The organism is Streptomyces xanthii (genome assembly GCF_014621695.1).
Lineage (GTDB): Bacteria > Actinomycetota > Actinomycetes > Streptomycetales > Streptomycetaceae > Streptomyces > Streptomyces xanthii.
In genome coordinates this window covers 1,535,961-1,547,598 of record NZ_CP061281.1, presented here as the reverse complement: position 1 = coordinate 1,547,598, position 11,638 = coordinate 1,535,961, and the positions used below count along the sequence as shown (strand labels likewise).

General features: G+C 73.8%; 7 protein-coding genes. All 7 read right to left on the bottom strand.

The genetic code is table 11. The features are described from left to right. Nucleotides 1-8: 8 nt before the first annotated feature. From IAG42_RS07145 to IAG42_RS07115, 7 genes are read right to left on the bottom strand one after another with little or no spacing between them, the layout of a single operon-like run. The gene (locus tag IAG42_RS07145; protein WP_188336184.1) at nt 9-1,940 is read right to left on the bottom strand and encodes an alginate lyase family protein; all 1,932 of its coding nucleotides are present in this window, start codon (nt 1,938-1,940) and stop codon (nt 9-11) included. Beyond that, nucleotides 1,937-4,126, bottom strand: coding sequence for a bi-domain-containing oxidoreductase (locus tag IAG42_RS07140; protein WP_188336183.1), 2,190 nt, complete (start codon nt 4,124-4,126; stop codon nt 1,937-1,939). The genes IAG42_RS07145 and IAG42_RS07140 overlap by 4 nt, the downstream gene beginning before the upstream one ends. A gap of 54 nt (nt 4,127-4,180) precedes the next feature. Then, on the bottom strand, nt 4,181-6,115 hold the full coding sequence (gene asnB / locus IAG42_RS07135) for an asparagine synthase (glutamine-hydrolyzing) (RefSeq protein ID WP_188336182.1): 1,935 nt from the start codon (nt 6,113-6,115) through the stop codon (nt 4,181-4,183). A 2-nt stretch (nt 6,116-6,117) separates the two neighbouring features. After that, nucleotides 6,118-7,650 (bottom strand): Wzz/FepE/Etk N-terminal domain-containing protein, encoded by a 1,533-nt coding sequence (locus IAG42_RS07130; RefSeq protein ID WP_188336181.1) that lies wholly within the window; start codon nt 7,648-7,650, stop codon nt 6,118-6,120. Next, complete coding sequence (locus tag IAG42_RS07125) at nt 7,647-9,017, bottom strand: Wzz/FepE/Etk N-terminal domain-containing protein (protein ID WP_188336180.1); 1,371 nt, start codon at nt 9,015-9,017, stop codon at nt 7,647-7,649. Before IAG42_RS07125 ends, IAG42_RS07130 begins: the two co-directional genes overlap by 4 nt. After that, nucleotides 9,014-10,276 (bottom strand): glycosyltransferase family 4 protein, encoded by a 1,263-nt coding sequence (locus IAG42_RS07120; protein ID WP_188336179.1) that lies wholly within the window; start codon nt 10,274-10,276, stop codon nt 9,014-9,016. Before IAG42_RS07120 ends, IAG42_RS07125 begins: the two co-directional genes overlap by 4 nt. Beyond that, the gene (locus tag IAG42_RS07115; RefSeq protein WP_188336178.1) at nt 10,266-11,582 is read right to left on the bottom strand and encodes a nucleotide sugar dehydrogenase; all 1,317 of its coding nucleotides are present in this window, start codon (nt 11,580-11,582) and stop codon (nt 10,266-10,268) included. The genes IAG42_RS07120 and IAG42_RS07115 overlap by 11 nt, the downstream gene beginning before the upstream one ends. Nucleotides 11,583-11,638 lie beyond the last annotated feature (56 nt).

The window sequence follows — 11,638 nt, the reverse complement described above, 5'->3', positions numbered from 1 at the left end:
CGCGCCCCCTAGCCGCGGAATCCGAGCACGGTGGTGAAACCCTCCGTGCCGTCGGTGGATCCGGTGCCGACGAGCGTCGTCGCGGGCTCCTTGCGCCCGAACCCGGCGGAGTACCAGCCGAGCGGCGGCGTGCTCTCGCCGCGGTGCGCCCGCCAGGACAGCCGCCCCGGCAGGTCGAGCACGGCGCGGCGGTCCTCGCCGTCGCGCGTCCAGGTGAGCACGGCGCGGTTCCCCTCCAGTTCGGCGGTGATCGCGGGGCCGAGGTGGAACGCGAGGCGCACGTCCCGGCGCGGGCCGCCGCGGACCTCGTCGACGATCGTCAACTCCTGTGATTCCTCGTCCAGTTCGACGCGGCGCCGGTGCACGGACCCCTCGTAGCCCTCGTGCTCGGCGCACCAGCGGGACCCTGTCGCGCGCAGGACGCGGCTCGTCGCGTGCCGGGTCCACAGGAACGGGCCGCCGGACACCGACTGGTCGGCGCCGTCCAGCTCCAGCGTGTTGTGGCCGAGCGTCGAGCGGAAGTAGCTCCGCCACTCGGGCTGACCGTGGTAGCAGTACGTCCCCGGGTCGGCGAGCACGTCGACGCCCTGGTGGCGGACCTCCACCGACAGCGCGTCCGCGTGGGCGTGCGCGGCGATCGACAGGAAGCCGTGCGGCCCCCCGTCGCACCGGCACCAGATCCCGTCCGCGCCGCGCAGCACGGTGAGGCCCGCGTCCGCGAAGTGCGCCGGACGGCGGTCGGGGCGGGCCACGGCGGGCGCGCCCGGCCGCAGCAGCGCGGTGAGCAGCGGGGTGCGCACGTCGGTGCCGGTGACCTCGGGCCACCAGTCGAGGCGGCCGAACACGGTGGCGCCGGTGGTGAGCAGCGAGCCCCAGCGGCCGGTGTCCGCGCCGTCCAGGACCAGACCGTGCCCGTCGTCCGCGTCGCCCTGGCGCGGGGGCCGCAGCCGCTCGTCCACGACGGCCGCGAGCGCGTCCGTCATCCGCAGCAGCACGAGCCGCGTCGTGGCGGGGACCGCCGCGCCCGCGGCGTCCGCCTCGGCCACCGCCGCGAGGCCGAGTTCGAGGACCAGACCGTGGTACTCGGTGGCCAGCTCCCTGTTGAGCCCCGAGCCGAACGTGTTGGCCCGCAGCTGCCGGTCGAGCAGACGCAGCGCGTCGGTGCGCCACCGCACCGACTCCGGGAACCAGTCGAAGGCGCAGGCCGCGGCGGACTGCCCGGCGGCCTCCGCGATCACGTGGTTGTTCGCCGACGAGCCGCGGCTCGGGAACGACGCCAGCCAGTGCTGGTGGTGCCAGATCTGGTGCAGGGCCACCGGGTTGTGCTCGAACAGGGCGGGCGCGCCCGCCCAGCCGTCGAGCAGCCGGCGCACCCACACCCATGACAGGAGCCGGATGCCCAGCTCGATGCCGCTGACCCAGTGCACCCCGCGCAGCGGCGCGTTGCCCGCCCACCACGACCGCAGGTGCTCCGCGACGCGTTCGGCGTACCGCTCGTCGCCGGTCAGCGCGTACGCGGCGGCCAGCACCGTCAGGTACTGGTGCCGGGACGGCTCCCAGATCTGCTTGATGTCACCGACCGCGTCCTCGTCCCGGTACGGCACGTCGAACGCGTAGCCCGCGGGAGCCCGGCGACCGGTCTTCGGGTCGAACATCCAGTCCGGGTCCGCCAGGTCGTCGCGGACCACGCCGAAGAACTCGGCGTGCCCGTCCATCAGCCGGTCCGCCTCGGCGACGAGCCGCTTCACGGCGTCCGGCGCCACGTCGGCGAGCGCCCCGGCGGGCAGCACGGCGGTGAACCGGGCGCCGGACACGGCCGGGGCCTCGGGCGGCGCCGACCGCCACCGCCGACGGCGCACGGCGTCGCCGGCCCGGCCCGCGACCTCCCGCGGGTCCATCCGGGACAGCCGCCGCAGGTACCAGCCCGCGCTCATCGTCATGGCTGCCTCGCCAGCGTCACCGGTGCGCCCGCGGCCAGTCCCGTGCGCACCGCGAGGGTGGCCGCCGTCGTGGCGACGAGGGACTCCAGCGGCACCGGCATCGGCCCGCCGGAGCGCACGGCCCGGACGAACGCGGCCAGTTCGGCCTCCTGCCCCTTGTCCCGCGCCTTCGGCAGCCGCGAACTGACCCACCGCTTGCGCCCGGCTGTGCTTGTCCCGAAATACACCGAGGCCCGCACGAAGTCGTCGAGCCGCAGCACCTTGCCGTCCGCGACCAGGTCGAGGGTCTCCTTGGGGAAGCCCGGGGCGCCCGTCGTGACGTAGCTGATCGTGGCGGTCGAGCCGTCCGGGTAGCGCAGCAGCACCTGGAGGTCCTCCTCGCCGGAGGACGCCGTCGCGTACACGGACACCGGGTCGGCGCCGAGCAGCCAGCTCGCCGTGTCGACGAAGTGCCCGCCCTCGCCCGCGAACCGGGACCCCTCCGTCCCCTGGCGCAGGTACCAGCTGCCGTGGTCGAGCCGGCCCGCGTTCACCAGATAGCGCAGGCTCGCCGGGCCCGTCCGCTCGCCGAAGCGCTGCCGGGCCTCCTGGAGCAGCGGCGCGAAGCGGCGGTTGAAGCCGACCTGGAGCCGGTCGTTGCCCGACTCCTCGACCGCCTTCAGGACATCCGCCAGCTCCTCCTCGGACAGGGCGAGGGGCTTCTCCACGAACACGGCCTTGCCCGCGAGCAGTGCCCTGCGGGTCAGCTCGGCGTGCGAGCTGTGCCGTGTCACCACGAACACCGCGTCGATGTCCTTGTCGCCGAGCACGGCGTCCAGGTCCGTCGTCGCCCGGTGGAAGCCGAACTTGTGCTGCGCGTTGGCCGCGGACAGCGCCGTCGTGGTGACGACCGTCGACAGTTCGACGCCGTCGCGGCCCGCCAGGTGCGGCAGCAGCATCGACGTCGCGTAGTTGCCCGCCCCGACGAACGCCACGCGTACGGGCGTCACGGCGGCCCGCACCGGACTGTGCTTCACGGTCACGGTGGGCACGCTCACCTCCGGCGCCTCGGCCGCGTCCGCCGGGCCGGGGTACTCGAACAGCACCGCGACGGCCTTCAGCTCGCCCTCCTTCAGGCTCCGGTACGTCTCGACGGCCTCGCCGAAGCCGGCGACGTGCGAGATGAGCGGCTCCACGTCGACGCGGCCGCGGGCCATGAGGTCGAGGAAGCACGCCAGGTTGCGGCGCTCGGTCCAGCGCACGTAGCCGATCGGGTAGTCCCGCCCCTCCAGCTCGTACTCCGGGTCGTAGCGCCCCGGCCCGTAGCTGCGCGAGAAGCGGACGTCGAGCTCCTTCTCGTAGTACGCGTTCCACGGCAGGTCGAGGCGGCACTTGCCGATGTCGACGACCCGGCCGCGGTCCCGGGCCAGGCGCGCGGCCAGCTCCACCGGCTGGTTGCTGCCGCCGCCGGCCGCCAGATACACCTGGTCCACGCCGTGCCCGTCGGTGAGTTCGGCGACGGCCGCCGTCACGGCCGCCGACTCGGGATCGCCGCAGGCCGCCGCGCCGAGCCGCTCGGCCAGCTCGCAGCGCACCGGGTCCGGGTCGACGCCGACCACGCGGACCCCGGAGGCGGTGAGCAGCTGCACCACGAGCTGCCCGATCAGGCCGAGCCCGATGACCAGGGCCGTCTCCCCGAGCTGCGGCTCGCCCTGTCGCACGCCCTGAAGGGCGATCGAACCGACGGTGCCGAACGCGGCGTGACGCGGCGCGAGACCGTCCGGCACCCGGGAGTACAGGTTCTTCGGCACCCAGTTCAGCTCGGCGTGCAGCGCGTGCTCGTTGCCCGCGCAGGCCACCAGGTCACCGACCGCCACGTCGTCGACACCCGCTCCGACCTGCTCCACCACCCCGCACAGCGAATAGCCCAGCGGCGTGTAGGAGTCCAGCTTGCCCATCACCTTGCGGTACGTCGCGGGCACCCCGTTGGTGGCCACGCTCTGCATCACCTTGGCCACCTGGTCGGGGCGCGAGCGGGCCTTGCCCACCATCGACATGCCGGCCTCGGACACCTTCATGAGCTCCGTACCGGTCGAGATCAGCGAGAAGGCGCTGCGGACCAGCACCCCGCCCGGCTTGCACCCCGGCACCGGCACGTCGAGCAGCGCCAGCTCGCCGCTCTTGTAGTTCTGCACAACCTGCTTCACTCGAAGTCCCCTTGTTTCCAGCCCAGTTGTCGAACAGCGCCCTGCGAGGTCCCGCTAAGCGGCCATGTGTGTGTCCCGCCCCGCCCCGGTGGTCGCGCTCCGGTACCAGTGCTCCAGCGTCAGTACGTGCCACAGGTGCTTGGAGTGGTCCCGCTGCCCCGAGGCGTCCTCGGCGACCAGCCGCTGCAAGGCCTCGCGGCGCAGGAACCCGGAGCGCACCAGCTCCCCGTCGTGCACCACCTCGCGCACCAGCGGCGCCAGATCGCGGCTCATCCAGGCCCGCAGCGGCGCGCTGAACAGGCCCTTGGGCCGGTACACGATCTCCCGCGGCAGGATCGAGGTCGCCGCCTCCTTGAGCACCGCCTTGCCCTGCCGGCCCACGATCTTGCGGTCGCCGGGCACCGCGAACGCCGCCCTCACGACCTCCACGTCCACGTACGGGACCCGCACCTCGGTCGACGCGGCCATGCTGGAGCGGTCCGTGTACGCCAGGTTGAGGCCCGGCAGGAACATCCGCGCGTCGCCCAGGCACATGCGGTTCACGAAGTCGTCGAGCTCGTTGTCCCGGTACACGTCCGCGTGCTCGGTCAGCACGTCCTCGACCGTCCCGGCCAGGTCCGGATCGACCAGGTCGAGCAGCTCGCCCCGGTCGTACATCGTGTAGCTGCGCCGGAACGCGGTCTCCTCCGGCAGCTCCGCGAAGGACAGGAACCGCTTCGCGAACCGCACCGAGCGCAGGCCCCGGCGGGACGTGGCGACCGGCAGCCGGTCCACGACCGCCGACACACCGCGCCGCACCGGCCGCGGCACCCGCTGGTAGCGCAGCGCCAGCAGGTTCGCCAGATGCTTGCGGTACCCGGCGAACAGCTCGTCGGCCCCCATCCCGGACAGCATCACCTTGACCCCGGCCTCCCGGGCCGCCGAGCAGATCAGATACGTGTTGATCGCGGCCGGATCACCGATCGGCTCGTCCAGGTGGTACGTCATCCGGGGCAGCAGGTCGAGCACGTCCGGGGCGATCTCGATCTCGTGCAGATCGACCCCGAACCGGGCGGCGACCTGCCGGGCGTAGCGCAGATCGTCGGGCATGGCCTCGAACCGGGCGTCCTCCGCGCGGAACCCGATCGTGTAAGCGGAGATCCCGGGCTGATGCCGGGCCGCGAGCGCGGTCAGCCAGCTGGAGTCCAGGCCCCCGGAGAGGAACGTCGCCACCGGCACGTCCGAGAGCAGATGGCGCCGCGTCGACTCCTCCACGATCGCGGCCAGATCCGGGAGTTCACCGCTTCGGGCCCGCTCCTGTCCCTCGGCGGCGACCTCCTTGAGGTGCCAGTACCGGCCGCGCTCCGTGCGCCCGTCCGGCCGCACCCGCAGCCAGCTCCCCGGCGGTAGCTTCTCCGCCTCGCGGAACGCGCACCGCGAGTCCGGCACCCAGTAGTAGAGCAGCGAGGCGACGAGCGCCCCGGGGTCCACCTCCAGGGAGCCGCCGGTCGCCGCGGCGAGCGCCTTCAGCTCGGAGGCGAACACGAGGCCCTCGCCGCGCCGGAGCAGGAACAGCGGCTTGATGCCCAACTGGTCGCGGGCCAGCACCAGTTCGCCCGTGCGCTCGTCGAAGACGCCGAACGCGAACATGCCGCGCAGCCGGGGCAGACAGTCCGTGCCCCAGCGCCGCCACGCCTCCAGGAGCACCTCGGTGTCGGAGGTGCCGCGGAACCGCACCCCGCCCGCCGCCAGCTCGGCCCGCAGCTCCGGCGCGTTGTACAGCTCGCCGTTGTACGTGAGCACGAGGCCGTCCGAGACCATCGGCTGGGTCCCGGTCTCCGACAGGTCGATGATGGACAGCCGGCGGTGCCCGAGGTGCACCTCGCCGTCACCGGCCTGATGGCTGTACCGGCCCGAACCGTCCGGGCCGCGGTGGGCGAGCGTGTCGGTGAGCCGGTCGGTCACGAGCTTCCCGTCCGGCCACCGGTACGTCCCTGCGATGCCACACATGCCTAGCGCGCCTCCTGGTCGTTGTCCGGGACCCGTGCGGCCCACATCGGCGCGGGCCGCTCGGCGCGCTCCGTGCGCCGCCGCCCCGCCCCGTTCTGCCGGGCCGTCCGCTCGCCGCGGCCGCGCAGCGCCGTGTGCAGCCCGTCCCACAGCGTGCCGTCGGTCCGGTCCTTCGGATCGGGGTCGACGAGCACCACACCGAGCACCGGGATCCGCTGGTCGGCGAGCTGCCGTGCCACGGTGTGCAGCCAGGCGGCGCTGCCGTGCCCGGCCCGCACCACGAGCACGGTGTGCGTGCCCAGGTGCCGCAGGTCGGTCCACGCCGTGCCGGGCGCCACGGAACCGACGCCGATCCGGCGCATCCCGTCCGGCACGTTCGCCGCCCGCTCGCCGCTCACCACGGTCGGCTCGCCCGGCTTCTGACGCCGGCTCGCGAGCTGGAGCCCCGGCTGCCCGTCGACGATGACCACGGGCCCGTCCTGCGCCAGCCGGTCGGCGAGGTCCAGGGCGATGACCGCGGTGCCGCGCGCACAGCCCAGTTCGAGCAGCGACACCGGTTCCGCCGCGTCCCGGGCCGTGCGGGCCAGGGCCGTGGTGAGCCGTTCGCGGGCCGCGCGGGTGCGGCGGCGCTGCCACCGGCGGCCCGAGCGGCGGGGCAGTTCGGCGATCACCGAGGCGCCCAGATGCGTCGCGATGTCCCGGCGCAGCACCGGCCGGTCCGCGACCACGGTGCCGACCGCGGCGAGGGCGAGACCGAGGACGAGCCCCAGGACCAGACCGATCGCGCCGTTCGTCGCGAGGGCCTTGGGCAGGGAGTGACGCACCGCGCGCGGTGCGTCCACGATCTGCGTCCCGGCGACGAGCCGCGGCGTGCCCATGCGGGCCTCCTCGGCCCGCTGGTCGAAGTCGGCGATCCGCGAGTTGAGTTCGGCGCGGCGGGCGAACAGCGACTCCAGGCTCGCCGACGCCTTGGGGTCGCTGTCCGGGGAGCGGTCACCGATCGTCCGGTTGACCTCCTCCAGCTCGGTCCGCATGCGGTCCCGCTGGTCGGTCAGCGCCTTGGCCTCGGCCTGCGCGGTGTCCCGCATCCGCCGTACGTGGTCGGCGATGAACGCGTCGGCCAGCGCCCGGGCCCGGGCCACCGCCTGCGCGTCGGAGCCGGCCTTCACGTCGATCTGCAGGACGTTGTTGGTCAGGCCCGTGCCCCGGTAGTCCCGCAGGAAGTCCTCGGGCTTCTCCGTCGACCCGAGCTCCTTCAGGGCCGCGTTCGCGATCCGGGTGGTGCCCAGCACCTCCACGTCGGTGCGGATCAGCGTCCCGGTGTCGTTCGGCTGGTCCTCCGCGTGCGCGACCAGGACCTTCGTCGCGGCGCTCGGCGACGGCGGCAGCAGCACCGCCACCGCCGCGCCGACCAGCAGCCCGAACAGGGCCAGTGAGGCCCACAGGCGGCGGCGCCTGCGCACCGACACCACGAGCCCCTGGAGATCCAGGAGGACCGTGGTCTCGTTCGCCTCCGTCGTCGTGCTCGTCGTCACGCCGAACCTCCCGTCGCGTGGTGGCGAACCGTGAGCGCCACGGTGGCGTCGTCCGCGGGCCCCGGTCCGGCCGCCCGCGCCGGACCGCCCCGGACCGCGCCGGCGACGACGACGCCGACGACCTCGTGCCCGCCGTCCGCGCAGGCCTCGTTGATCCCCGCGAGCTCCTCCGCCGTGCGGCTGCCCGGGCTGAGCACGACGACGGCGCCGGACTCCAGATCGGCGTCCGGCACCATCGGCCGGTCCACCGCCACCTCGACCACCCGCAGCAGCGGATCGCCCTTGGCCTCGGCCGCGAGCTGTCCCGCGGCGCGGACGGCGATCTCGTCGCCGTCCGGCACGACGAGCAGCAGCCGCCGCGCGGTGGGCAGTCGGTCCCGCAGCCGGGCGCACACCCGCCGGTAGCGCACGCGCCGGCCGGCCTCGTCGCCGGAGCGCTGCGGGGCCGGCAGGTCCCAGCGGACGTCCGTGCCGAGCAGCCGCCGCGCCAGCGCCCGCGCGCCCCGCTCCCGGGGCCGCCGCGCGGGCCGTTCACCGGGTACGTCGACCGTGCCGAGGAGCACCGAGCCCAGCGCCGCGGTGATCTCCTCCTCGGTGCGCAGCCGCCGGTTGACCCGCGCCGCCGCGAGGTGGCCGACGACCGCGAGCAGGAGGAACAGCAGCGCCCCGGCCGCCACGAGCTGCACCCGGGTCGGGGGCGCCTCGCTCGTCGGCCGGGCCGCGGGGCCCATGACGACCATGCCGGCCTTCTCGTTCGCCGGGTCGGCCTGGTCCAGCTTCGTCATGGCCTCTTCCAGAGAGGTCCGCAGCTTCTCCAGCGCGGTACGGGCCTGGACGCTCTCCACGGTCCGCCCGGGGTCGGCGGAGTTCGCCAGCTCCGTGATGCGGCGGTTCGTCTCGGCCACCTTCTGCCGCAGCGCCTCCGGACCGTTCGCCGGCTGGGCGTCGGCGTCGCCGCCCGCGAGCCGCGCGGAGAACTTCACGAACTGCCGGGCCATCGTGTCGGCGAGCCGCTGCGCGTGACGCGGGGTGTCGGAGGTGCCGGAGATCGTGATGATGTTGCCGTCGGCGGCCTCGGCGCTCACCCGCTCGCGCAGCTCCTCACCGCTGACGTCGGTCCAGCCGAGCTCGTCGGCGGTGCGGTCGACGACCGCCGAACTCGTCGCCACGTCCACCTGCGTCAACAGCTCCCGCTCCTCCCACTGCCCGGGCAGCAGGACGGAGGCCGCCGCCGTGTAGCGCGGCGGGAACACGACCGAGGTGCCGTAACCGACCAGCGCGCCCAGCACGGTGAGGACGGCGAGCAGCCGCCAGCGCCGCCGGAGGATCCGCCCGATGGTGACCAGGCGCAGCGTGTCGTCGTTCAACGGCGTGGCCTCCGTCCGATGCGGGGCGCGCGGCGCTTTCGGCAGGCGGCGGCGTACGCGGCGAGCAGCGAGGCCTGCGAGTTGCTCCAGGCCAGCGGGCCGCCGATCCGTTCCTGGCCGATCTTGCCCATCCGGGCCCGCTCGTCGGGGTCGTCGAGGAGCCGCTCGATCAGGCCGGCGAACGCGGACTCGTCGTCGCCGGACGCGTAGAGCGCGGCCTCACCGGCGGAGACCCGCGCCTCGCGCAGGTCGAACGAGACGATCGGCCGGCCCATCGCCATGTACTCCAGGACCTTGTTCATGGTCGACACGTCGTTGAGCGGGTTGCACGGGTCGGGGGAGAGGCACACGTCCGCGGTGGACAGGTAGCGCACCAGGTCGGCGTCCGGGATGCGCCCGGTGAACTCCACCTGTTCGTCGAGACCGAGCTCCCGGGACAGCTCCACCATCGCGTCGAAGGCGTCGCCGGCGCCGACGAACACCGCGTGCCAGTCGGTCCGCTTCCGCTCGTCGCGCAGCTTCGCGAGCGCCCGCAGCGCGTAGTCGACCCCGTCCTGCGGGCCCATCACGCCCAGGTAGCACAGCAGATGGGGCTTGCCGCGCTTCAGCTCCGGCTCGGGCGGCACCGGCTGGAAGCGGTCGGTCTGCGGCGCGCTGCGCACCACGAACACGTCCTCGGGCCGCTGTCCGCCGCGGCGTACCGCGACGTCCCGGTACGACTCGTTGGTGGCGAGCACGATGTCGGCGGCCCGGTAGGTCAGCCGCTCCAGGCCGAGCACGGCGCGGTACAGCAGGTCCTCGCCGCGGCCGAAGCGCGAGAGGTACAGCTCGGGCACCAGGTCGTGCTGGTCGAAGACGAAGCGGGCGCCGCGCCGCTTGAGCATCAGGGCGGGCAGGAACAGCAGGTCGGGCGGGTTGCAGGCGTGCACGACGTGCACCGGGCCGACCTTGCGGGCCAGCCGCGCGGTGTGCCACAGCGCCGAGCCGTACTCGCGCAGATAGCCGGACGGTCCGCCGGTGGCCGCGCGCAGCGGGTAGCGGTGGATCCGGATCCCGTCGATCACCGCCTCCGGCTCGGTGTCGCGCTTGCTGCCCTGCGGGCAGATGACGTCGACCGTCCAGCCCGCGTCGCGCAGCGTCGTGCACTCCTGCCACACCCGCCGGTCGAAGGGCACCGAGAGGTTCTCCACGAGGATCAGCGCGCGCCGGCCGTGCCCGCCGCGCGCGGCCGCTCCCTCGTACGACGTGTCACCAGGCAAGGCCCATGTACCCCGGTTCGGCCCGGCGCGCCTCGGCGTCGGGGAGGCGGACGAGATCGACGATCGCCGGGCCGCCGCCGTGCGGCAGCGCGGCGAGGACGGCGGGATCACGGGTGCCGACGAGGCACACCTCGGCGTGCTCGAGGACCTCGTCGACGGAGTCGGCGAGGAGCTGCGCGAGGTGCGGGAGGCGGCCCTCGATGTACTCGCGGTTGGCGCCGATCAGCCGGGACAGGCTCACGTTGGCGTCGTAGATCTTCAGCTCGTAGCCCTTGCCGAACAGGCGCTCCGCGAGCTCCACGAGGGGGCTCTCGCGCAGGTCGTCGGTGCCGGGCTTGAAGGACAGCCCGAACAGGCCCACCTTGCGCTTGCCGGTGCGCTCGACCAGCTCCACCGCCCGTTGCAGGTGCGCGGAGTTGGAGGACAGCACATGGGCGAGGATCGGGACGGAGACGTCGGCCCGCTGCGCCGCGTGGACCAGGCTGCGCAGGTCCTTGGGCAGGCAGGAGCCGCCGAAGGCGAAGCCGGGCCGCAGGTAGGCGGGGCTGATGTTCAGCTTGCGGTCGGCCAGGAAGACGTCCATGACCTGGTGCGAGTCGACGCCGAGGGCCTGGCACACCGCGCCCAGCTCGTTGGCGAAGCCGATCTTGAGGCCGTGGAAGGAGTTGTCCGCGTACTTGATCGCCTCGGCGACCGGGACCTGGACGCGGAACACGTCGCCGGGCAGGCCCTTGTAGAGCTCCGCGACGGCGTCGCCGCTGGCCGGGTCGAGCTCGCCGATGACCGTCTTGGGCGGGTCGAAGAAGTCCCGCACGCTGGTGCCCTCGCGCAGGAACTCGGGGTTGACCGCGACCCCGAAGTCCACGCCCGCGGTGCCGCCGACGTTCTTCTCCAGGATCGGGACGAGCAGGTTGAGGCAGGTGCCCGGGAGCATCGTGCTGCGGAACACGACCGTCTGCCGGCCGCCGCGCTCGGCGAGCGCGGCGCCGATCTCCTCGGTGACCCGCTCCAGATAGGTGGTGCACAGACTGCCGTTGGGCTCCGAGGGCGTGCCCACACAGATCAGCGATATCTCGCTGTCGCGGATCGCCTCGCGCACGTCCCGGGTGGCGCGCAGGGCGCCGGTCCGCACGACCTCGGCGGTGAGCTCGCCGATGCGTTCCTCGACGACCGGGGCGCGGCCCGCGTTGACGAGGTCGACCTTCGTCTGGTTGACGTCGACCCCGATGACCTCGTGCCCCATGCTGGCCAGGCACGCGGCCGACACACAGCCCACGTAGCCGAGCCCGAACACACTGACTCTCATGACGCGTCCTTCCCCCCAAGCAGGCCCCCTCGGCCTGCGGTCCGTACGCCGGTCGG